Consider the following 19,855-nt stretch of genomic DNA (forward strand, 5'->3'; position numbering starts at 1 on the left):
CTTGTCCTGTTTATCAAGGGATGAAAGCAGCTTGGCAGCGCCTGGCTTCGTTTGATGCAGTGGAACTTCGCCCCAGGATAAACTGCATAAAAAAAAATGTTATACCGTATCGGAACTATCGCCATCCCAGAAATTTGCAAAAATGATAAAGATTCGGCCTGCACGTCGACAGGCACAGCAAAAAATGTCCAGACCCTACAGCTACACTCTGGGCGCCGTTAGCATATTGGCTTTCTTTGCTTCTGGCTCCGCACTAGCAATTGATCCAGCTCGACTCCATCAACCGGTTGTCGGCGGCACGGTTTTGACAATGAGCCTTGGTAATGAATGTACGGCCGGCCTCGTGCTCAAGCAAAAGGGTTTTCTAGCCAACCTAACCCCATATAGGCGAGCGGTGAGATTCGTTCTGACCGCAGGCCACTGTGGTTCTTACAATAGCTCAGTGTCGGTCAGAGGAACGGACCTTGGCTATGTTTCTTGGAAGTCCAATGTTTCAGATCTTGAATTGATTCGTGTGGAGCCGATTAACCATAGTTATCGGTTCTGTTCTGCACCATCAACTGGAATTAACTGCTCAGTTGTTTCGACGTATGAGCCGCGTGCATTAGGAAAAGTGTTGCTCTCGCAAGCAGCCGTTTACCGTTCGCGAGAGGGGGGGCTTGTGTCGATAGCCGTGAGCGGTCATGCCCCGGCATCCCCGGACGAAAGATTCTGCACAAGCGGTAGAACCAGTGACGTGATGTGCTACTGGACGGCTGCGCGGATTCCTGCAGGAAATCCTACTTCTGCTGGATCGCTTGGCGCAACGGCCGACTTTGGCGATCTCACAAGTCCAGGGGATTCCGGTGGCCCAGTGGTTAATACCTCAGGCGTAATGCATGGAATTATACAGGCTCATGCGCCGAATTTGAATATGATGGTATACACCTCCACTGCACAGTTTTTTCATGAGCAGCCCGATTATGAGATTGCACCCCCTAACTGATTTTCCGTAATCAGCCTGTTTTATTCGAAAATTGGCCCCTAAGTCTTTGACGTCGCCCTCTTGATCGGGGCCGGCTAGCAAAGCAAAAAGCGAGCGTCATAGGGTTAGGTGGCCAAGCAGTACCTCGTAAGATTTGCAGAGATTAAAGATCGGTCTCACTTTGTACTGGATTCTAGTTCCAGCTGCGTTCGTAGGCCTCCATCGCCAAGTCGATGTGTGGCCTTTGCCACTAACCAATCTTGCAAATCAACCTCAGTTTTGAAACGGGCTAGCCTGACACGCTGTTCTGGAAAAATGTCGGGCCGCCCGATCGCCAGCGTGTAGTCGAACTTCGCCACGCCACGCTTTACCCGCTCCAGTTCTGCATGCGCATGCTGCCGCGCCGTCGCCTCATCGGCATACGACTCGCGCAGGCGCTTGGCGTTGTCGTCCGTGCCGACCAGCACCGACTGCCGCCGTGCCTTGCCCTTGTCGACCCAATACGCACGCACGCCGCTGTAGGCGTCGCGGTCGGCCACCGAGTAGCGGTGTTGGTCGCCATCGCTGCGCGTCAGCGTGACCGTAGGTAGCGGCTTGCCGCTCGCCGTGGTGCCGGCGCCGATCGGCGCAAACAACAGCGCTCCAGCCTTGAACGTCGCGACCGCATCGAAACGCTGCCCCAGCCGCGTGAGCAAATTCATGTCGCTCTCGTTGGCCTGGTCGAGGTGCGGTAGCTTGGTCCGCGCCAATACCTCTGCGACGCGCGGCGTCAGGCCATGTTCGCCGGCCAGCGTGTTGAGCACGGCGCCCAGCGTTGTGTTGTGCCAGCTGCGCTCGCGACGTGTGCGCATGTCGGCGGTGAGGTCAGCGCTGCGCGCGCGCACGGTGATGACGTCCGGCGCGCCGCTGTACTCCACCTCATCCACGATGAAGGTGCCTTTTTCGACCAGGCCGGTGTCTTTCCACCCCAGGGCTACGGACAGACGCACGCCACGTTTGGGCAGCGCTATCTTGCCGTCATGGTCGTGGATGCGCAGATCCAGTTGATCTGCTTCGCCGCCTCGGCATTCGGTGAGGGTCAGATCGAGTAGGCGTGGTGCGATGCGCTCAGTGAGGTCGACGCCATCGAGCACCACGCGCCACTGCGGAGTTGGGTAGCTCATGCGGCAGCCGCCTCCGGGGTGTCGTCTGCGCGGCGCAGGCTCAGTTGGAACTCGATCCGGCGCGGGGTGCCGTCCTCGAAGAACAGCGAGGCGGTCTCGTTGATCGTCAGCAGCAGATACGGCCCGTAGACCACGCCGGCACCATCAACCAGCGGCAACGGCTCGCCATCGGCAGCCAGCGTGCGCAACGTCTCCAGCGAAGCACGGGTGCCCGTGAGTTCGGGGGCGATCAGGCCAGACAGCTCGATGGTGTCATCGCCTGGGCCCAGGAATTGGCTGGCCGCGCGCGCACCGACGCGCTCGCTGGTTGCATGGCGCCAGCTCATCTGCCGTTGCAGCTGCAGGAACGCGGCGCTGTCGAGCGCAAAGACGAACGTGCCATAGGACATCATCATCGGGTGGATCCTCAGTCGTCGCGTAGGCTGGAGCGGCGGGTGGCCGCTGTGCGCCGGTCGCGCTCTTCAAGTTGGCGGGCCACTTCGCGCGCCAGTGCGGTGGCATCCATGCCCGGTGCGGCATGGACGTGGATGACGTAGCTGTTGCCGCCTGCAGGCGCGCTGGCGGCGCGCGTCGGGGCCGACAGCGGCGCGCGGCTATCAATCGCCGTCACTGGCGCTGTGGCCGTCGCCAAGGCCAGGCCAGCCCCCACCGCACGCATGCGGGCGCCGAGCGCGGTCACGGCCTGCACAGGCGCGCCCTGGCCGCGCTGCAGGCCGACGGTCAGGCCTTGCATGGTGAAGTCGCCCAGCTGGGCAAACACGCGCGAGGGGCTGTGGATGCCCAACAGGCCTTTGAAGCGGTCGACCACGCCGCTGCCGACGCTGGCGATCGCGTGGCCGGCGGCGCCGAGCTTGGAGCGGATGCCCTGGACCAGGCCGCTGATCATGTCCGCGCCGGCCTGCAGCATGCGGGCCGGCCAGTTCGCCAGCTGCAGGTTGATACCGGCCCACAGCTGCAGCAGCCCCTGGCGGATGCGATCGCCGTTGCCGGTGAACACGCCCACGATCAGCGACCAGGTGCTCTGGACGGTTTGCCACACGCCGCCGAGGATCTGCTTGATCACCGGCAGCACGAACACAAACGCCTGCACGAGCCAGCCAATCGCTTTGACGGCCAGCTGCAGCTGGGTGACCAGCACCGCACCCAGGATCTGCCCGAAGCCACGACCGGCGTCAGTTGCACCGTGCAACTGCGCGGTGGTGGCCTCGAAAGGCGTCAGCAGCTGCTTGACCCACGCCCAGGCCTGGCCCATTGCAGCGGCCACGGTGTCCCACACCGGCCCCAGCGGCGCGAGCGCGGCCTGCAGCTCGGCCAGCACCGGGGCGGCCACATCGACGATGCCTTGCCACACCCCGATGGCGAAGGCCTTGATCGGCCCCCAGTACTTCCACACCAGCAGCGCCACGGCGGCGACGGCCGCACCGATCGCCAGCACCGGCAGGCTGACCCCGCCGAGCAGTGGCAGCAGCAGGCGCGCGCAATTGGCGAGCATGGGGAGGAAGCGGCCGGCGAGCGACCCCACACGCGTCAGCAGGCCGCCGAAGCCTGTGCCGCCGCTGAGCAGGTTGACCACGCCATAGATTTGGCCGAGTGCCGCCGCACCCAGGCCGCCGGCAACCAGCAGCGCGCCCAGGGCCGTGGCTGCTGCGGCTCCGGCGACGGACAGCTTGGCGATGCTGCCAACCAATGCAGGATTTGCCCGGATCCACGTCGTCACGCGCTCCACCACCGCAGCCGTGCGCTCGGTCAACTGCTTGAACTCCGGCAGCAGGGTCCGTCCGATTGACTGCGATACCACGACCACGGTGTTCTTCAGCAGCTGCAGGGAGTTGGCCGATGTCGCAACACGCGAGCCGTACTCGGCGGACATGGAACCAGCGTAGCGCTGCTCATCGGCGACCTTGGCGAAGTTGTTCCGTAGCAGCTCCAGATTGGTGAGCAGCGGGGCAATCGCGCCGATCGACTCGCGGCCGAACAGCTGGTTCATCGTCGCGGCTTGTTCCACCTTGGGTAGCGCACGCAGTTTCTGCAGCACACTCATGATGGCGCCGCCGGCATCGTCCTGCATGGCCTGCGCCATGGCTTTTGCCTTGAGGCCGAGCTTGGTGAAAGCGCCGATCTGCGCCTTGGTTGCCGAGTCGCCGGACGACAGGGTCAGCAGCATGTTTTTGATGCCGGTGGCAGACACCTCCGATTCGATGCCCATGCCGGCCACCGTGGCGCCCAGTGCGGCCAAGGGGTCGGACTGCAGGCCAGCCACCTCGCCCAAAGCGCCAATGCGGTTCACAACATCGCTGATTTTCTTGACGCTGGCCGGGCCGGTATTGCCGAGGTAGTTGATCTGATCGGCCAGCTCCACGACCTGGCCCTGACCCATGCGAAAGGCGGTGCGCCAGGTCGCCATGGTCTGGCCTGCGTCTTCTGCAGTGGTGTCGAAGGCCACGGCCATTTTTGCCGCGTCCTGCGCGAAGCCCAGCAGTTCCTTGCGTGGGATGGCAGCCTGGCCTGCTGCGGCCACGATCTTGGCAATGTCGGTTGGGATCAGCGGCAGATGCATCGACAGGTTCTCGATGTCGCGCCCCATCTCCTTGAACTGCTGCGGAGTGTCGAAGTTCACCACCTTGCGCACATCGGCCATGGCCGACTCGAAGCGCATCGCTTCCTCGACCGGGATGTAGGCACCACGCAGCGCGACCAGACCTGCAGCCATTGCAGCCACGCCTTTGCCGACGGCCTCCATGCCTGCGCTCTGAATGTTGGTGGCACGCTGTTGACCGGCCGCGATGGCGGCCAAGCGACGCTGCTGTTCGCGCATCGCTGTATTGGTCGCCTCGATCTGATCACGCAGGCGTCGCTCACGGGTGACGAGGTCGGTGGTGCTCACGCCGGCCGCGTTGAGGCGTGTACGCAAGCCCTGCAGCGCCGCCTCTTGAGCCTGATGCTTTTGTTTGAGTTCCGCTGCCAGCTTCTTGGCCCGCTCGAACTGGGCATTGAGTGCGGCGGTGGGTGTGCCGGCCGCGCGGATCTGCTGCGCCAGGGCTTGCACCGCAACGCGCTGTGCATCGAGCGCCGCTTTGGCCTGGCGGGCCTTCTCGTGTTGAGCGCGAAACGCGCCCACATCGCGTTGCTGGGCGTTGAGCGCGCGTAGCGCATCACGCTGCTGGCGCAGTGCAGTGGCAACGCCGCGGCTACCGCTCAGCACGCGCCGGAACGGGCCGGTGGCGCGATCGACGGCGGCCAGGATGACCTGCAGGCGCAGATTGTCAGAGGCCGCCATTTAGGCGGCCTCGCGGGTCAGGGTGTGCAGCATCATTCGGCTCCGCTTCGTAGGCGGGCACGCTCGCGCCACGCCGTGAGTTCGTGCAGCGACCAGCCGTCCATTTCAGACGGCGGCCAGTGGAAGATGGCCGCGATGTCGGCCATCGCATCCTCTACGCAGTCGGGGAAACCACTTCCCTCTGTGCCTTCGGCAAGAAAAAAAGCGCCACCTCCTGCCCAACCGCCAGCAGGTCGGCCGGATCCATCGCGTTGACGTCGGCGGTGGTCAGCGTGGGCGAGGAAATGCGCGGCAGCAGCGTTGCCAGTGCGGTGACATCCATCTGCAGCAGCTCGGCGAGCTTGAGGCCACGCAGTTCACCTGCGCCGGGCTTGCGCACTTTGAGATCGGTGATGGTCTGCTCGCCGCGCGTAATGGGCTGGTCGAGGGGAACGGCTGGGGAAAAGGTCGGGGTCATCGGAAGGTCTCAGGGCTGAGGCCTGGCAGCGCCAGGCCGGAAAGGTCAGGCGCCGATGGCGCGGCGTTGGGCGGCGAGCAGATCCACGCCGTTGACGATCTCGGTCATGTTCACCAGATCGATCTCGATCACGGTGGCGCCGTTGATGGTCAGCTTGTAGTAACTGGCCGAGGTCTTCACCGAGAACTCGGTGTCATCGCCGGACTTGGCCGTGCCCGGATCGATCTCGCGGTGGCGGCCGCGCACGACCACTTCCACCGCATCCACATCGCCGCTGTCATCGCGCTGATAAGCGCCTGCGAAGCGCAGCTGCACGGCGTTGTGAGTCGTGGCGCCGTATTGGTTCAGCACGCCGCGCATCAGGCCGCCGCACTTCCATTCGAGCTCGATCTTTTCTTGACCGAAATCGATATCGACCGGGCCATTCATGCCGCCGCCACGGTATTCCTCCATCTTGCGCGACAGCGTGGGCAGCTTTACTTCGACGACCTGGCCGAGATAGCTCTCACCGTCGTTGAACAGGTTGAGCGCTTTGAGTTTCTTGGGCAACGCCATGGGGTTCTCCGGAAATCTAGGGCGGGTGCGTTAAGCGTTGACGCGATCGGCGAAGTCGGCCAGGTAGCTGGTGGTGATTTTCTGGTACAGCTGCAGGTTCTCCAGCGGCGGCACCGGGGTGTAGTCGTAGTCAATGCGCAGCGCGCCATCGGCGAGCGTGGCGGCGCTGTTGACCGTGCCGTCGTACCAGGCATTGGCATCGATCAGGTAGCCGGACGACTTGAGGTCGCGGAACTTGGCGTTGATCGTTTCGAGCAGGTCTTTCACCAGCGAGGGATGCATCGGCTTGTCGACGTAGAACGCCACGCCCTCGGCGATGGTGTCGGCCAGTATCTGCGCGGTGCGCGTGGCCGTCTCGAACGCGAACATGCTGTCTTCGGCGCACGTGCGCGACCCCCAGAAGCGCTGACCGTTGAAGGTCACCAGCGTGGTGATGTCGCCCTCGTTGAGCACACCGGCATCGGTGGCTGGATCCTGCAGATCCCAGTGGACATCTTTGGAAATGCCGGTGACGCCGGACACGGGCACGTTGGACAGGCTCTTGTGCCAGCCTTGCTCGGTGTCGATCTTGGCGCGCAGGCCGAGCGCACGCGCTGTGGCATAGGCGGCCGTGGTGGTGCTGGTAGCGGTGTCGAAGGCCAGGAAGTCCGGCCAGATCAGCATCAATTCGCGGTCGCTGAACTGGCCCCGGTAGGTGACCGCCTCGGCGACGGTCTCGGCAACCGGGCGCACATAGGCCATGGCGCGCAGCTTCTTGGCGATGGTTGCCAGCGCCTTGGCGACCGGCAGCGTATCCAGGCCAGGCGCACCCAGGATGCGCGGGCGCACGCCCAGCTGCGCCTGCGCGGCCAGCAGTGCATACAGGCCGGTGTAGCCGCTGGACTTGGCCTCGCCGATGACGTTGCTGGACGTCTTGCCAGCATCTTCGCCCTCGGCCACACGCACGACGATGGTCACCGGGTTGGTCTGGTCGGCGATGCCCTGCAGCGTGGCGCGCAAGGTGCCCTTGGTACCGGCGCTGGTGATGGCGCCCAGCACGTCGGTGATCAGCACCGGCTTGTTGAGCGGAAAGACTTTCTCATCCGCATCGGCGGCCGTGGCGACCAGGCCGACGACAGCGGTGGAGACGGTGCGAATGGTGCGCGTGCCCGCGCTGACTTCGATGACGCGAACGCCGTGGTGGTAGGCAGTGGACATAGGTTCCTCGATCAGGACGAGCGGAAGCGGAGCGGGATGGTCAGGCGCGAGCGCGCATTGGCGGGGGCAACGTCGGTGCGTTGGCCCTCGATGGTCAGCACGAAGCTGCCGGGCGCATCGCCGACGACAAGGCCGACGCGGGTCAGCCGCAGGCGCGGCTCCCAGCGCATCAGCGCGGTGGCGGTGGCGCCGTAGAGCAGCGTGCGGGTGGCGCCGTTGAATGGCTGGTCGATCAGCTCCGGCAGCAGCGAGCCGAAGTCGCGGCGCTGCTCACGTGTGCCGATGGGCGTGGTGAGAATGCAGACGATCGACTGGGCCAGGTGCTGTTCGCCCTCGATCACACGGCCGGTGATGGCATCGACGCCGATCATTGCGGTGGGCCACTAAGCGCGCTGCCGGCGGTGACGTCGGTGGTCTTGTGGTGCTTGAGGCTGATCCCGCCGCCCACCACGTCGGTGTCGACGGTAGCCGTGCCGGTGATGCCTGCATCGCCATTGATCTGGGTGGCGCCGTTGACCGTCAGCGGACCGTTGAGCGTGATGCCGCCATCGGCGGTAATGGTCGCGGTGCCGCCGCTGGGCAACGTGGCCTGCAGCGCATGCGCCTCGGTGTCGTAGTGGATCTGCGCGCCGTCGGCAAAGCGCAGGACGTGCAAGGTGTCAGACGCGGCCGGTGCTGCGAATTGATCGGAGTACAGGCCGCGTAGCACCAGGCCATCGGCCAGGTCGCCGGCCGGCGATAGCACCACGACCTGTTCGCCGATTGCCGGCGCCGACCAGATGATGGTGGTGCCGGCCAGGGTGACCACCCAGGGTAGATAGTCGGTCAGCATTTCGCCAACCTGTACGCGGCACCGTGCAATCCGCAGATCTACCTCAGCAATGGTGCCGAGGCGAATGGCGTTACTCAGTGCGGAGGATGCGTTGCCCATGCAGCCATGGTCGATGGCTGCACGCGATGACGCACCGCAGTTGATGCGTAAAGCGCAGGGCTACACAGCGGCCGTCTCGGGCGCCTGTGGCTGCACCGACCACGCCTGTACATCTTCGTCCCAGACTAGCGTGCCATCGACCGTCATCGGCGGCGCGACGGTGGTCAGTTGACCCGGCAACGCGATGCCGGCAGCCAGCCGTGGCGCGATCGCACCGGTAGCCTTCTCCCAGACCAGCGCGGCACTGTAGTCCGGATCCGCACGCCAACTTGCGCGTGCCTCGTCCCAGACATTGCGCCGGTGATCACTGGGCAGAAAGGCGATGGGCTGCGAGGTGGTGTAACCCTGCGGCAGTGCATCGCCCAAGGCAAGCGTGTTGGCGATCGGGGCGGCGGTTTCGGTGCTGTAGAGCATCACGCCGCGATAGTCGGCCACCAGCTCCCACGTCCCCGAGAGCGGCGACAGGCGGTGGCGTTGATACAGCCCTGCAGGCGGCGCGGGTGCGATCGCAACGGTGTTGGGCGGCAGTGGATAGCGGCCTTCCAACTCGGACAGGTAGACCGTCACCGGGCCGGTGTATTCACCGGTGGTGGGATCAAAGGCGAAGGCAGTGCTGGTGCGCGGGAGAGGATTGGTCATGGTCAGTCTCAGTAGGCGATGCAATAGCTCATGCGCAGGCCGGCAGGCAGGTTATCTGCGCCGCCTGCTGCGTTGACGGTGATGGTGTGTGCGTGGGCGCCTGCGCCACGGTGGTCCACCGCGTGCACGTGATTGCCGCCCTCAGCGATGCCGATCCCGTGGGTGTGGTTGCCGGAGCCGTTCATGCCAATGGCATGAACATGGCTGCCGGTAGCGTCGGTTGCGATGTTGTGGGCATGGTTGCCGCCTGCACCCGTCCAGCCGTCTGAGGGCGAGGCGTCGTTGTCGCGCTCCCGGTACACGCCGTAGCCATTGATGGAGCTAGATGGAATGACGCCGGGGTGTTGGTGGTCGCCCGAAGCGCTCGTGCTGCCGCTGTGCGCGTGGTAGCCCTGTGCATCGGTCCAGGCGCCGTGTGCGTGGTCGCCGCCTGGATTGATGCTGGCGCCGTGTGCGTGGATGCCGGCTGCAGCGAGTGCGGTGAAGTGCGCATGGTCGCCAACAGCGGCCGAGCTGGCACCGTGCGTGTGGCTCAGCACCTGTCCAGTGCTGTGGACGCCAACGAACTGCGCGGAGTTGGTGTGCGTGACGGTGGTGCCTTCGCGCATCAGTGGCAGGTTGAAGGTGGTGCTGCCATCACCGGCGCCATAGACGGTGCCGATGGCCGCGAACAGCGCTGCGTATTTCGCTCGCGAGACTGCTGCGCCATCGCAAAGCAGCAGACCGGTTGGCGGATACAGCGAGGCCATCACCACGATCTGCCCCGGCAACATGAACGACTGCGGGACATTGAGCATGTTACGGAAGTCGCGATACCAGTCGCCCTGACGTCCATCCAGGGTGTCTGCGTCCAGACCATTGCCGTGACCGGTGTCGCTCAGGGCAGCGGTGCGAATACCCAGCACATTGCGCGCGGTCGCAGCATTGGCACGCGACAGCAGTTGCTTGATGAATTCGGTGGGTCCCATCTCGCCAAGGCGCTGGTCCAGTGACGCAAGCAAGTTGGCGGGCGACACCGCCCGCTCTCTGTCCACGCCTGCGATGGCCTGGGCGTCAGTCGCCAGGCGCACCACACCGGGCACGTCCACCGTCGCGGCTGGATCGGTGAAGTTGGTGTCGCCGAAGGTGATCTGCGCGGTGTCCACGTCAGCCAGCACCACGTCGATCGCCAGCAGCACAGAGGCGGCGCCGGACTTCTCCACGAGCAGCGCGGGCTGGCCGTAGGCGGCAAACAGCGTGCCGTCGGCCAGGTACAGGCCGAAGCCGTAGCAGCTGTATACGGCATTGGATTCGTCACGCACCGACACGTGGATCGTGTCCTTGGCGGTGACCGTACCGCCGACCGTGGTCAGGCGCTTGATCTCGGCCGGTAGCGCGGTGAGCGCGGCATTGGCATCGAACGCGGCGCTGGTCAGGCCGACAGCGGCGATGGTGACCGCTTGCGTGCCTGTCTGTTTGAGGTTGACCAGCGCCTGGCGGCCGGCGGTCGTAACTTTGAGTTTGAGTCCTGGCATCTGTGCTCTCTAGCTCGCCTCGCCCTGCAGGCGCAGGAACAAGGTGGTTCTGCCGCGCGCAACGATGTTGAGTCGTGCCTCGGCCTGGAATCCTTGGATGAACGTGAAATGCGAGCGCACGGGCTTGGTGCGTTCGACCTCGGCGATGACTTCCTCAACGAATCGGGCACTGGCGCTCTGCCCATCGGCACCGGTCAGCGTCAGCGCGAGCTCGAAGGTGTGCGGCTGGCCGCGCGGCTCGGTCTGCCACCACTCGCGGATGGCCACCGCGCCGCCGAAAGACTCGACCACCATCCGCACACTGTTGGCGGTGCCCTTGCGGCGCTGAATTGCCATCGCGCTGCGCAGGCGCGAGCGCTTGACCGCATCGCTCCAGTCGGCCTTCCAGTCGTCGACCGAGAGCGTCCACGCCAACCACGGCAGATGGCCGGCTGGGCACGTGTCGGGGTTCCACAAGTCTGGGTACGGCAGCGGGATCGCTTCCAGGCGCTGCGCGACGGCGGCAAGGGCGCGCTCCATCGGCGTGGCATTGGGCGGCAGCGGTGAATTACTCATCGATGCCGGCGTGCACGATGTCGATCGAGATGCAGTACGCAGCCTGTGTGCGGCTGATCCGAATGTCGGCTGCAGGCGAGTCCAGCTCGACACGCTGCACGCCATCGACGAATAACTTGGCTTTGATGGCTGACTCGGGGACGTCGCGGCCGATGCGGTGCGCCTCGGCGAGATAGGCCTGCAGGCTGCGCAGCGCCTCGCGCATGACCACCGCCGAGTCAGGGCCGGCGTAGGTGTAGACGCGCCCACGAATGGCGTACGGAACGATCTTCGCGCTCTGTACCGCCACCTCGTCGGTCAAGGGGCGCACGTCAGCGTCAGTGAGGACTGCAGCCACCGCGTCGAGCAGCTTCTTCGGTGCAGTGCCGTTGCCAGTACGCGACTGGACGGTGACCAGCACTTGCCCTGGTGCGGGGCTGGTGGCGCTGGCGTCCATGACATCGGCCGCCGCGCTGAGTGCGTGATAGATGTAGGCCCCCTCGGGGCCGGCCACGCTGAAGCCTTCGGGTGCTAGCTGGATGCGGCGCCGGAAGTCCACGTCCGACTCATGAGTCGGTGCAATGCCGTTCTCTGGTTGTCCCGGATCGAGCACCAGGCGCGCGACGCCGAAAAGTGCGCCCAGGTGATCGAGGTTGCTGCCGGTGGCGAAGGCCAGCATGGTTTGCTGCGCCTTGTCGTTGGCGCGCTGGCGGAGCAGCAGCTCGCGTGCTGCAAATAGCTGCAGCAGCTTGTAGACCGGGTCGGCTTCCGTGAGTGCCGAGAACTCAGGCATGAGCCGGCGGAACTGAGCAAAGGCCTCAGCGAAGATCGTTTCAAAATCCAAAGCCTCGATCAGGTCAGGCGCCTGCAGCTTTGATAGATCGACAGCGGTAAAGGAGGCCATATTGGGTCCACGTGCGAAGCTATATTCTTCGTCTGTGGACCTTAGGCGTAAAGTGTTTCTCTATGTAAAGTCACTGTCTACAGGGATGCGCTTCCGTGATTTATTTTTAGCTGCCCAGTCCGGTGCTGACGCGCTGTGATATGGCTTTATCTATAAGCATGCGGACAGTATTTTCGACGTTTTTGAATCTGATTCTTTGCATGAACTCCAGTGGGCCTAATTTAACAAATAATTTTCCAAATACTTCGTCGGCAAAGCTGCTGGAGACTAAAGGAACGCCCAAGAAGTCAATCTCGATAGGCTGTCCCGAGCATATTTGAACTAAGTTATAAATTTTGATGTGTATTGGCGTGCCAGCAACTCTGCTCCCGAAGGACTGGGTTTCTTCTAACAGAACAACATGGATTATGTTGTCTGAGTCACCCTCATACTTTGTTTCGATATAGTCAACCGGCTTGTGGGACTTTCCAGAAAAATTAAGCGCATCCTTTAGAAGGTCAGGGTCGCTGAAATTTATCTTGGCTATGACGAGGGTTCCTTTTACAGGAATCTTTTGGTCGCGGATTTCTAGGCCATACGGGCTTGGCCTAGAAAGAAGTCGGGCATGCCCTGACTCGATTTGAAACGCGCCGCCACTATGACAGCAGATCTGATAGCTACCAAATAAGCCGTTGCCTTGTCCTATTGATTTGTCTCTTGTCACGCCTTCGCGGATCGCGCGATCTAGGGCGTCTGTGTCAGAGCCAGAGAACTCCTCTCCTGATCTAAGGGTCGCAGGAATTCCAAGACCAGAATCAGCAATAGTAAATTCAACAATCTTAGAGTTGCGTTTGAAACTTGATACCTGGACTAGTCCGCCGATAGCGGATTGGGAGTGAACAATTACGTTATCAGTAAGTTCGTTTACAGCCCACTCTAATGCAGCGAAATGCTCTCGCCTAATGTCTGGAATTCCGCCTAGAATTGCGTTGACAATGCGGTTTACTGCTTCGTACTGCTCGACAGGATTTGTGAATTGAGTTGCCGGGATTTGGGTGTGCCCACGGAAGCGCGAGGCGTTATGAGCTCTTGGCTCAAGAATATGAGCCCAGTTAGCATTAATGAAGAGGCGCGCTAGATCTGGCTTGGTTGGAAGAATCAATTGCGTATCGATCATTTCTGTTCGCAGACGTAACACTTCAACGCAAAGGCTTAGCATTGGCCCCGGATAAGTCTCGGTGCATAAAGAAAAATCTAAAATAATGTCTCGATAGCCAAAGTCGTTCACGGCATGGTAAAAGCAAGCTAACGGCGCATGAATGTCGGAGTCTCGATATTGACCTTGAAACCGAATGATGTTTGCCTCTCGAATCACTGTCATGGGCGGCTAGTAACTATTTTGAATGAGAGTTGAAGGTGGTCTAATAGTCTGAATCACATGATCTAATATGCGTCTTTCGAAATTTTTCATGTCCATTACTAATTCAAGGCTAACGGCTCATAATTCACATGCGTCAACATGCAGCCTTACACATTGCGAGTCAAATAAAGATTCGACGCTATCATTTTGATCTAATGCCTTCAACGCCTGCATGGTCGGGTCTGCTCTCGCGTGGATTCCATGTGCAACTCTTATGCTAAGTGATCAAGTAGTTGGTCGCGTACGATCCGCCGGTCTTCAGCGGAGAGGCCCAAGAGCACGCGCCTCTCGTAACGTGCCATCGGACCACCCGGCCGCACCCGCTCGGTCAAACCCTCTTGATGCACGCGGGCAATGCGCGACACGCGCCCCACAAACCCCACGCTCACCTGGTTAGGGCTGGCGCTGACCTTGAAGTACTTGGCCTGCCGCAGCTTGGCAAACATCTTGGCGCGTTTGACCCGCCCGGATTTGTCACGCAGCGGCTGCTTGCGCGGCGCGTAGGGCGAGCCGTCGGGCGCCTGCTGCTTGCCGATGCGCTGGCTTTGCGAGCGTCGCAACGCGGTGCCGATCTTGCGGGCCAGCTTGCGCCGCTCGGCCTCCTGCAGACGCGCCAACAACGGCGCCGCCCACGTCTCCAGTGCGGTCAGCTCATCCATGTCGGATCTATTGCCGGCTCGGGCGCATGGGTGATGTCATAGCCGCCGCCGGCCTTGGCCGTCACCACCACGCGCTCGGTCAGCGGCAACTTGATCGACAGGTCCACCGCATCGTTGGCAAGGATGTCGGCCTCGAAGGCGATGTCGCCACGGCGCGCCGGATTGGACAGCAATTCGGACTGATTGACCTGCACCCATTCCAGAAGCGGCAGCATCACGCTGTCGGGGTGGCCCGCATAGTCGGTCACGATCAGGTTGAGCGTGTATTGGTACTCGAATGACAGCCCTGGCTGGAACGTGCTGACCAGGCTGCCGGCATCGATAAACACCAGTAGCCGGTCGGCATCGCGTGCCAGATCCGGCAGGGCCGCGACCAGATGCGCGCGCAGGCCGGCGGGCTTGATCACGGTGGTGCCGCCGGCAGATGCAGGTCGATCCAGTCCTGCAGCGCGCTCAGCTGCGCGGCGGTGGCGTGGCAGCGGGTGTAGTTGCCGGCGACGGTACCGGCAATGCCAGAGAGCGTAATGCCGGCGGCCGGCGCATCAGGATCTCCGGTGGGCGGCCCGGCAGGGTTGCCCGTGGCGGCGGCGTCGTGCAGCCGCACAAAACCAGCAGGGATAGCGCAAGCAGCGTCTGCTTTCTGGGTGACATAAATCGGGATCTCGCGGGTGATGGTGGCGCCGGCCTCGCGCACGATCTGCACGCGGTCGACGTACTGGGTGACGACGGTGGTGGAGCCTTTGGCGCTGTCGCGTTCGGCCTCGGCCTGGCGCTTGGCCTGCAGCGCGGTATCGCGGTCTTGCTGGGCGGCACTGACGCGGTGCTCCTGCCACACGCAGCCACCGACGAGCACTGCAATCAACGCCAGCAAGATGATCAGGCGCGTGACCATCAGCTGACGCCCAGGATCTGCAGGGCGCGCTGCGTGCGGGTGACGCGATCGCTGTGGCCTTCCGGCAGGCGCTTGGCGCGCACGTTGCCCAGGTTGATCTTGCGGCCCAAGCCGAGCACATCGCCCGCATCGGCCAGCACGTTGAGGCCGCTGTCCTGCCAGTACGCAGCCGCGCCCAGCGCGCTCGGCTCGATCTGCAGCAGCAGATCCGGCTGCTCTTCCACCGGTAGGCCGATCAGCACGCCGATACGGCGGTAGTTGCCCCGGAAGGTGTGTTGCATCGGCCCACGGCCCCGGTGGCGATAGCCATCGCCGCTGGCTTCGTTACCGTTGCCCAGGCGGTCGGCGTAGACGAAGTTCGCCAGGCCCTCCGCATTGCGCAGGAACTTGGGCGCTTGTGCTGGGGTGATGCGTGAACCGAACACCTCCAGCAAGCGGGCGCTGGTGGTGTAGTGCAAGCCTTCTTCCATGCGCGACAGGCTCAGGCTCTCGTGGCCGACCTGGCCGAGCCAGTGCGCAGCGCGGCGCTTGGTGGTGATGCCAAACCGGTTGGCGGCGGTGAGCAATGGGCCATGCCAGCGCTGGGCGCGCTGTGGCGAGCACTGCATGATCGAGGCGAGCTGGGTATCGGTGAACATCAATCGACCTTCAGGATGCGCGCCACATTGCCCTGGGCGCGGTAGGTGAGCACTGCCAGCACGGTCAACGTGCCCAGGTGCCAGGGACTGACCTGCGAGCCGGCGCCCGCAAGCAAGATGTGCAGCGCCTGGCCGCCGGTGCTGGCGATCAGCAGCCAAGCGCACCAGCCCGCGCCGCGTCGGTGGCGGGCATCGGCGGGCCGGTGGTAGGTGAGCAGGCGGACGCAGATGGCGAGCGAGGCCATCAACGTCAGGACGGTGACCAGGCTATGCACTGGGCGGACCTCCACGACGTAGGAAGGAAAAGTCGAGCGACTTGCTCTTTTCGATCAGGCCCAGCGTGACGGTGATGGCGCACGCTGCGCTCGCAAAGGCGGCCACGCCGCTGGACTTGATGGGCAGCCAGCGCAGCAGCTCCGGCGCCAGTTGGTAGCCGGCGATCACGCTCACCGGGAAATAGATCAATCGCGCCAACAGCGGCTGCTTGGCGGCGGACACCACGAACAGCGCGCCGCCAGCGAAGGCGCCGATCAGCGCATCGCCGTCGATGCCAGGTAGCACCGAGGCAAGGCCCACACCGGTGGCGATCAAAAAGCCGCTCGATACGGAGGTGGGTTCGGTCATCAGGTCAGTCCCATAGCTGCACGAGCGGCGTCATCGCCGCCGTGGTGGTGGTTACCTCGGGCAACTCCACCGGCGTGCCATGCGGTAGCACGGCGCCCAGTTCGGCCAGGCCGGGATTAAGGAGATAGGTGCGCTCGACCAGGCCGGCCGTGCTGCCCAGGTAGCGCCAGCACAGCAGGTCGACGGTGTCGCCTTGTTGGGCATGCACGCGCATCAGATGAGCTCCACCGTGCTGCGCGGCAGGTTCTGCAGATCACGCACGGCCCAGCGCTGATCGCGGCGCAATTCGGTGATGCTGGGCGACAAGTCATCGGCGCGTTGGTTGGCGCTGTCGGTCGCGTCGAAGCTGCGATAGCGCTCTGCGATTTCCACCGCGGTCGCACAAGCCACCGCGCGCAGATACAGCTGCACGCGGCGCGAGAGGCCATCGACGGTGGTACTGGGCACGTCGGCCAGTGATGCGTAGCCGGCGGCCTGCTGCGTGTCCGCCCAGGCGCCTAGCGCATCGTTCACCGCCAGCATGGCGGCAACGATGGCGTGGCGCAGACGTGCATCGGTGACGGTGCCATCCAGGCGCATGCTCGCGCGCACGGTGGCCGGTGCGATCGCCGGCCAGAACGGCGCGTTGGCGATCGCATCAGGCGTGGCGCTGGTGGTGCCGGTGGCCGTGAATCCGCTCATGGATGGCTCGAAAGAGATCGCCGGTGGTCGGGGCGTCACCGCAGCGATGCACTGCTGTGGATCGGCCCCGAGCCGGCGAGGGTTGCGGGGACGCTCGGTTAGGCGCTGGTGCCTGCAGGCTCAGCGCTGAACTTCTTCAGGAGACGCTCGGCGCGTTCCAGATCCTTCTTGCCGCCACAGCTGCCGTGCAGGGCGATGGCGCGCTGCAGGTCAGCCACGGCAGCGGCCACGATGGGCTGCGCCTGGTCGCCGGGCGTCTCATCGGTGATGCCAGCCAGGCAGGCACGTGCGAGTGCCAAGTGGAGCTTGGCGCGCACCTCATCGGGCATGTCCTGCTCGGCGGTCAGTGCAGCGGTGTCGGCCAGCACGGCCGCATCGAACACCTGGCCGGTCTTCTGCGCCGACAACGCCGCCTCGGCGATTTCTTCGGCCAGCACGCAGCCCACGGTGCGGGTGAAGCGGTCGGGCATCTGCAGCTGGTGCTTAAGCACGTAGGCGCCGAGCTCCAAGGCGCCGGCATAGTCGCCGGCATCAATGCGCCACACCATGCACGTGGTGACGATCTCGTCCTGCGCGCCCTGGCCGCCGGCCAGCACGCCGGCCAGGTACGGCAGGTACGCCGGCAGCAGCTGCACCTTGAGCGCAGCCTTGCCCTGGTCGGACTGGATCTGCTTCAAGCGCAGGCGATCGCTCTGCAGCTGCGCCATGTGCTGTTCGTAGGCGGTGGCACCGGCCATCAGCTGGTGCGGTGCACGTTGCGCGGCTTCCAACTCGGCCAGCACGCGGCTGTGGTGACGCTTGGCGGGACTGTCGGCCATGGCTTAGGCCTCGATCTCGATGTGTTCGACCACGCAGCCCAGGCCGTAGTCCTCAACCACGTACGCATCGTTGGAAGACTCGTAATTCTCGATGCGATCGCGCGCGGGCACTTCCTGGATGTAACGGCGCCGGCCGCCGGTCTGGTAGTAGATCGACAGGTTCGCCAGCGAGGTCACCATCAGCGCGCCGTCCGGCAGGTACGGCACCTCGGCCACCTGCAGGCCGCCGACGCGGCGCTGGCTCAAGATCAAGTCGGTGGCGATCTTCTCGCTGGCCGGCTGGTCCTTGTTGACCATCGGGAAATACTTGTCGTGCATCAGATCACGGCCCAGCACCACCACCAGGCTCGGGTCCTTGCGGTGCCACGGGTCCAGCAGGTTGCTCACGACGTCATACACCAGCGCGTCGAGGTTGCCGTAGTCGGCAGCGGCGCCGCCGATCACGACCTTGCCGGCCGCCTTGCCGCTCGCCAACACGCGCTGGGCAGCGTTGGTGCGGTACTGCTGCAGCCAGCCGATGTTGACGTCTTCCAGCAGCGGGAACGCGGCGCGGTCGGTGTCGGCAGCAGCGTGCGTACCGTTGAATCCGATCTGCAGACGGTCCAGCGCCTGGCGCTTGACGATGGCATCGCGCAGGCGCGCCTGGAAGTCCGGGAATTTGGCCCAGGCATCGAGTAGCGCATACGGGATGGCAGTGTCGAAGTCGGTCTTCTTGGCGAGGTATTCGTTCTTGTCGAGCGCGGCCACGTTACGCGGGGTGCGGGTCTTGCCGGCACCGGTATCGGTGCGGCTGGCGATGCTGCCGGTGACGCCGATGCCCACCTTCTGCCCGGACAATTCGTCCACCGGGATGATGTTGATCTTGGACAGGAACTCGCTCGATTCCTGCATGCGTGTTTCCAGCTTCTGCTGCACGGTCGGATCGACGGTGAAGGAGTGGGACGGGTTGGTGATGCCATTGAGCTTGGCGATCTGCTCGGCGAACTGGTTGAACTGCAAGCGGGTGGCGTTTTGCATGGTGGCTCCGAAGGTGGTGCGCTGGCGGCGTGTGCGTTGGGTGGTGTGGGATCAGCAGTCGGTCAGCACGGCAGCGCCGCTGCCGGTGACGACCGGGCGTGCGGGCTGTGCCGGATCCGGCTGCTGCGACAGCGACTCGCGCAGCTGCGCCAGGTCGTTTGCCAGCTGTGTGTGCTCGCCCTGCAGGCGGTTGAAACGCTCGTCTTGGCCGCGCACGTGCTCGGCGATCTGTTCGATGCCTTCGCCGAGGTCTGCGAACTGCTCGGCGGTGATGCTGGTGGCGTCCTCGCTCTTGAGCGCGGTGCGGATCCGGCTGAGCAGACTGGCGACCGGGCCTTCGCTGACCTCGCTGAATTCCAGCGAGGTTTCCTCGGCAACGGTGAACAGGTTGCCCGGTGACTGCTTGCGATCGGTCAGCGGATTGGCGTCGGGGTGTTGGCTGGCGAAGGTGAGCATCGAGGTGCCCAGGCTTGCCGGTGAGTCCGTCACCGCCAGGCCGACCAGATACGCCTTGCCGGTGTTGGCGAACTTCTCCTGCACCTCGATGCTGGTGTAGAGCTTCTGCTTGGCCTTGTTGATCGTGATCAGGTCGGTGGTCGGCTCGATCTGCGCGAACAGCGCCAGGCGCTTGGTGCCATCGATCTCCACTTCTTCCGCCTTGACGGCGGTGACATCGCCATACGCGCGGAACGGCGAGTCCGGCAGCAGGCTGCGCATGTGCTCGATCCAGATGCGGGCGCTGTAGGTCTCGCGGTTGTAGGTCGCGGCCATGTCGTCGATCCAGCTGCGCTGAATCGTGCGGCCATCGGTGGTGGCGCCTTCGACGGCCACGCGGAACCAGTTGGAACGGAACTTCTTGGTCTTGCCCGACATGGGTGTCCTCTGCGCTGGATGCGTTTGCGATGCGATGGATGCATGGTCAAACGCGGCGCACAGCGCAGCAACGCAAGCGCCGTGTAAACCAGGCGATTACGTGTCGATACGCTGTCGAG

At 63.7% G+C, this 19,855-nt stretch carries 26 protein-coding genes; 1 reads left to right on the plus strand and 25 read right to left on the minus strand.

Annotation, left to right across the window (positions count from 1 at the left end; translation table 11 throughout):
* Window positions 1–184 precede the first annotated feature (184 nt).
* The gene (locus ABQZ00_RS06405; RefSeq protein WP_238691807.1) at window positions 185–985 is read left to right on the plus strand and encodes a chymotrypsin family serine protease; all 801 of its coding nucleotides are present in this window, start codon (window positions 185–187) and stop codon (window positions 983–985) included.
* Window positions 986–1,140: 155 nt separating this feature from the next.
* Here the strand turns inward: ABQZ00_RS06405 and ABQZ00_RS06410 are convergent, their stop codons facing one another.
* The 25 genes from ABQZ00_RS06410 to ABQZ00_RS06530 form a co-directional block, all read right to left on the minus strand.
* Entirely contained in the window at window positions 1,141–2,127 is a 987-nt protein-coding gene (locus ABQZ00_RS06410; RefSeq protein WP_323537314.1) for a phage late control D family protein, read from the minus strand.
* The gene (locus ABQZ00_RS06415) at window positions 2,124–2,522 is read right to left on the minus strand and encodes a phage tail protein (protein ID WP_323537313.1); all 399 of its coding nucleotides are present in this window, start codon (window positions 2,520–2,522) and stop codon (window positions 2,124–2,126) included. The genes ABQZ00_RS06410 and ABQZ00_RS06415 overlap by 4 nt, the downstream gene beginning before the upstream one ends.
* 11 nt (window positions 2,523–2,533) lie before the next feature.
* On the minus strand, window positions 2,534–5,404 hold the full coding sequence (locus ABQZ00_RS06420) for a phage tail tape measure protein (protein WP_323537312.1): 2,871 nt from the start codon (window positions 5,402–5,404) through the stop codon (window positions 2,534–2,536).
* A gap of 32 nt (window positions 5,405–5,436) precedes the next feature.
* Window positions 5,437–5,550, minus strand: a complete 114-nt coding sequence (locus tag ABQZ00_RS06425; RefSeq protein ID WP_005922203.1) for a GpE family phage tail protein — start codon at window positions 5,548–5,550, stop codon at window positions 5,437–5,439.
* 8 nt (window positions 5,551–5,558) lie between these two features.
* Complete coding sequence (locus tag ABQZ00_RS06430; RefSeq protein ID WP_101362305.1) at window positions 5,559–5,861, minus strand: phage tail assembly protein; 303 nt, start codon at window positions 5,859–5,861, stop codon at window positions 5,559–5,561.
* Between the two features lie 45 nt (window positions 5,862–5,906).
* A complete protein-coding gene (locus ABQZ00_RS06435; RefSeq protein ID WP_323537311.1) occupies window positions 5,907–6,416 on the minus strand; it encodes a phage major tail tube protein in 510 nt (169 codons plus the stop codon).
* A 30-nt stretch (window positions 6,417–6,446) separates the two neighbouring features.
* Complete coding sequence (locus tag ABQZ00_RS06440) at window positions 6,447–7,613, minus strand: phage tail sheath protein (RefSeq protein WP_323537310.1); 1,167 nt, start codon at window positions 7,611–7,613, stop codon at window positions 6,447–6,449.
* Window positions 7,614–7,624: 11 nt separating this feature from the next.
* Entirely contained in the window at window positions 7,625–7,984 is a 360-nt protein-coding gene (locus tag ABQZ00_RS06445; RefSeq protein ID WP_316688866.1) for a GPW/gp25 family protein, read from the minus strand.
* Window positions 7,981–8,544, minus strand: a complete 564-nt coding sequence (locus ABQZ00_RS06450) for a phage baseplate assembly protein V (RefSeq protein ID WP_323537309.1) — start codon at window positions 8,542–8,544, stop codon at window positions 7,981–7,983. Before ABQZ00_RS06450 ends, ABQZ00_RS06445 begins: the two co-directional genes overlap by 4 nt.
* Window positions 8,545–8,604: 60 nt before the next feature.
* Window positions 8,605–9,183 (minus strand): phage tail protein, encoded by a 579-nt coding sequence (locus ABQZ00_RS06455; protein WP_323537308.1) that lies wholly within the window; start codon window positions 9,181–9,183, stop codon window positions 8,605–8,607.
* A gap of 8 nt (window positions 9,184–9,191) precedes the next feature.
* Window positions 9,192–10,697, minus strand: coding sequence for a phage tail protein (locus tag ABQZ00_RS06460; RefSeq protein WP_323537307.1), 1,506 nt, complete (start codon window positions 10,695–10,697; stop codon window positions 9,192–9,194).
* A 9-nt stretch (window positions 10,698–10,706) separates the two neighbouring features.
* Complete coding sequence (locus ABQZ00_RS06465) at window positions 10,707–11,252, minus strand: phage tail protein I (protein ID WP_323537306.1); 546 nt, start codon at window positions 11,250–11,252, stop codon at window positions 10,707–10,709.
* Window positions 11,245–12,135, minus strand: a complete 891-nt coding sequence (locus ABQZ00_RS06470; RefSeq protein ID WP_323537305.1) for a baseplate assembly protein — start codon at window positions 12,133–12,135, stop codon at window positions 11,245–11,247. Before ABQZ00_RS06470 ends, ABQZ00_RS06465 begins: the two co-directional genes overlap by 8 nt.
* Before the next feature lie 106 nt (window positions 12,136–12,241).
* Window positions 12,242–13,495, minus strand: coding sequence for an STAS-like domain-containing protein (locus ABQZ00_RS06475; RefSeq protein ID WP_323537304.1), 1,254 nt, complete (start codon window positions 13,493–13,495; stop codon window positions 12,242–12,244).
* A 251-nt stretch (window positions 13,496–13,746) separates the two neighbouring features.
* The gene (locus tag ABQZ00_RS06480; RefSeq protein WP_323537303.1) at window positions 13,747–14,193 is read right to left on the minus strand and encodes a phage virion morphogenesis protein; all 447 of its coding nucleotides are present in this window, start codon (window positions 14,191–14,193) and stop codon (window positions 13,747–13,749) included.
* Window positions 14,181–14,600 carry a phage tail protein gene (locus tag ABQZ00_RS06485; RefSeq protein ID WP_323537302.1) on the minus strand — a complete coding sequence of 140 codons (420 nt, stop codon included), beginning with the start codon at window positions 14,598–14,600 and terminating at the stop codon, window positions 14,181–14,183. The genes ABQZ00_RS06480 and ABQZ00_RS06485 overlap by 13 nt, the downstream gene beginning before the upstream one ends.
* Window positions 14,597–15,085, minus strand: a complete 489-nt coding sequence (locus tag ABQZ00_RS06490) for a hypothetical protein (RefSeq protein WP_323537301.1) — start codon at window positions 15,083–15,085, stop codon at window positions 14,597–14,599. Before ABQZ00_RS06490 ends, ABQZ00_RS06485 begins: the two co-directional genes overlap by 4 nt.
* A complete protein-coding gene (locus ABQZ00_RS06495; protein WP_323537300.1) occupies window positions 15,085–15,723 on the minus strand; it encodes a glycoside hydrolase family 19 protein in 639 nt (212 codons plus the stop codon). Before ABQZ00_RS06495 ends, ABQZ00_RS06490 begins: the two co-directional genes overlap by 1 nt.
* Complete coding sequence (locus ABQZ00_RS06500; RefSeq protein ID WP_055821119.1) at window positions 15,723–15,998, minus strand: phage holin family protein; 276 nt, start codon at window positions 15,996–15,998, stop codon at window positions 15,723–15,725. Before ABQZ00_RS06500 ends, ABQZ00_RS06495 begins: the two co-directional genes overlap by 1 nt.
* Window positions 15,991–16,347, minus strand: a complete 357-nt coding sequence (locus ABQZ00_RS06505; RefSeq protein WP_039410542.1) for a phage holin family protein — start codon at window positions 16,345–16,347, stop codon at window positions 15,991–15,993. The genes ABQZ00_RS06500 and ABQZ00_RS06505 overlap by 8 nt, the downstream gene beginning before the upstream one ends.
* A gap of 4 nt (window positions 16,348–16,351) precedes the next feature.
* The gene (locus ABQZ00_RS06510) at window positions 16,352–16,561 is read right to left on the minus strand and encodes a tail protein X (RefSeq protein ID WP_323537299.1); all 210 of its coding nucleotides are present in this window, start codon (window positions 16,559–16,561) and stop codon (window positions 16,352–16,354) included.
* On the minus strand, window positions 16,561–17,028 hold the full coding sequence (locus ABQZ00_RS06515) for a head completion/stabilization protein (protein WP_323537298.1): 468 nt from the start codon (window positions 17,026–17,028) through the stop codon (window positions 16,561–16,563). Before ABQZ00_RS06515 ends, ABQZ00_RS06510 begins: the two co-directional genes overlap by 1 nt.
* A 98-nt stretch (window positions 17,029–17,126) precedes the next feature.
* Window positions 17,127–17,846, minus strand: coding sequence for a phage terminase small subunit (gpM, locus tag ABQZ00_RS06520; protein ID WP_323537297.1), 720 nt, complete (start codon window positions 17,844–17,846; stop codon window positions 17,127–17,129).
* Between the two features lie 3 nt (window positions 17,847–17,849).
* Complete coding sequence (locus tag ABQZ00_RS06525) at window positions 17,850–18,863, minus strand: phage major capsid protein, P2 family (protein WP_323537296.1); 1,014 nt, start codon at window positions 18,861–18,863, stop codon at window positions 17,850–17,852.
* A 51-nt stretch (window positions 18,864–18,914) separates the two neighbouring features.
* Window positions 18,915–19,736, minus strand: a complete 822-nt coding sequence (locus ABQZ00_RS06530) for a GPO family capsid scaffolding protein (protein WP_115528347.1) — start codon at window positions 19,734–19,736, stop codon at window positions 18,915–18,917.
* Window positions 19,737–19,855: the final 119 nt, after the last annotated feature.

The organism is Xanthomonas sp. WHRI 10204 (genome assembly GCF_040202875.1).
In the GTDB taxonomy this organism is placed as follows: Bacteria; Pseudomonadota; Gammaproteobacteria; order Xanthomonadales; family Xanthomonadaceae; genus Xanthomonas.

Excerpts from the sequence above, each read along its gene's own strand:
- ABQZ00_RS06435 (WP_323537311.1), bottom strand. The coding sequence starts at position 6,416 with ATGGCGTTGCCCAAGAAACTCAAAGCGCTCAACCTGTTCAACGACGGT.
- ABQZ00_RS06490 (WP_323537301.1), bottom strand. The coding sequence starts at position 15,085 with ATGGTCACGCGCCTGATCATCTTGCTGGCGTTGATTGCAGTGCTCGTC.
- ABQZ00_RS06445 (WP_316688866.1), bottom strand. The coding sequence starts at position 7,984 with ATGATCGGCGTCGATGCCATCACCGGCCGTGTGATCGAGGGCGAACAG.
- ABQZ00_RS06450 (WP_323537309.1), bottom strand. The coding sequence starts at position 8,544 with ATGGGCAACGCATCCTCCGCACTGAGTAACGCCATTCGCCTCGGCACC.
- ABQZ00_RS06495 (WP_323537300.1), bottom strand. The coding sequence starts at position 15,723 with ATGTTCACCGATACCCAGCTCGCCTCGATCATGCAGTGCTCGCCACAG.
- ABQZ00_RS06420 (WP_323537312.1), bottom strand. The coding sequence starts at position 5,404 with ATGGCGGCCTCTGACAATCTGCGCCTGCAGGTCATCCTGGCCGCCGTC.
- ABQZ00_RS06530 (WP_115528347.1), bottom strand. The coding sequence starts at position 19,736 with ATGTCGGGCAAGACCAAGAAGTTCCGTTCCAACTGGTTCCGCGTGGCC.
- gpM (WP_323537297.1), bottom strand. The coding sequence starts at position 17,846 with ATGGCCGACAGTCCCGCCAAGCGTCACCACAGCCGCGTGCTGGCCGAG.
- ABQZ00_RS06470 (WP_323537305.1), bottom strand. The coding sequence starts at position 12,135 with ATGGCCTCCTTTACCGCTGTCGATCTATCAAAGCTGCAGGCGCCTGAC.
- ABQZ00_RS06465 (WP_323537306.1), bottom strand. The coding sequence starts at position 11,252 with ATGAGTAATTCACCGCTGCCGCCCAATGCCACGCCGATGGAGCGCGCC.
- ABQZ00_RS06510 (WP_323537299.1), bottom strand. The coding sequence starts at position 16,561 with ATGCGCGTGCATGCCCAACAAGGCGACACCGTCGACCTGCTGTGCTGG.
- ABQZ00_RS06455 (WP_323537308.1), bottom strand. The coding sequence starts at position 9,183 with ATGACCAATCCTCTCCCGCGCACCAGCACTGCCTTCGCCTTTGATCCC.
- ABQZ00_RS06460 (WP_323537307.1), bottom strand. The coding sequence starts at position 10,697 with ATGCCAGGACTCAAACTCAAAGTTACGACCGCCGGCCGCCAGGCGCTG.
- ABQZ00_RS06415 (WP_323537313.1), bottom strand. The coding sequence starts at position 2,522 with ATGATGATGTCCTATGGCACGTTCGTCTTTGCGCTCGACAGCGCCGCG.
- ABQZ00_RS06425 (WP_005922203.1), bottom strand. The coding sequence starts at position 5,550 with ATGGCCGACATCGCGGCCATCTTCCACTGGCCGCCGTCTGAAATGGAC.
- ABQZ00_RS06475 (WP_323537304.1), bottom strand. The coding sequence starts at position 13,495 with ATGACAGTGATTCGAGAGGCAAACATCATTCGGTTTCAAGGTCAATAT.
- ABQZ00_RS06525 (WP_323537296.1), bottom strand. The coding sequence starts at position 18,863 with ATGCAAAACGCCACCCGCTTGCAGTTCAACCAGTTCGCCGAGCAGATC.
- ABQZ00_RS06505 (WP_039410542.1), bottom strand. The coding sequence starts at position 16,347 with ATGACCGAACCCACCTCCGTATCGAGCGGCTTTTTGATCGCCACCGGT.
- ABQZ00_RS06515 (WP_323537298.1), bottom strand. The coding sequence starts at position 17,028 with ATGAGCGGATTCACGGCCACCGGCACCACCAGCGCCACGCCTGATGCG.
- ABQZ00_RS06430 (WP_101362305.1), bottom strand. The coding sequence starts at position 5,861 with ATGACCCCGACCTTTTCCCCAGCCGTTCCCCTCGACCAGCCCATTACG.
- ABQZ00_RS06405 (WP_238691807.1), top strand. The coding sequence starts at position 185 with ATGTCCAGACCCTACAGCTACACTCTGGGCGCCGTTAGCATATTGGCT.
- ABQZ00_RS06410 (WP_323537314.1), bottom strand. The coding sequence starts at position 2,127 with ATGAGCTACCCAACTCCGCAGTGGCGCGTGGTGCTCGATGGCGTCGAC.
- ABQZ00_RS06480 (WP_323537303.1), bottom strand. The coding sequence starts at position 14,193 with ATGGATGAGCTGACCGCACTGGAGACGTGGGCGGCGCCGTTGTTGGCG.
- ABQZ00_RS06440 (WP_323537310.1), bottom strand. The coding sequence starts at position 7,613 with ATGTCCACTGCCTACCACCACGGCGTTCGCGTCATCGAAGTCAGCGCG.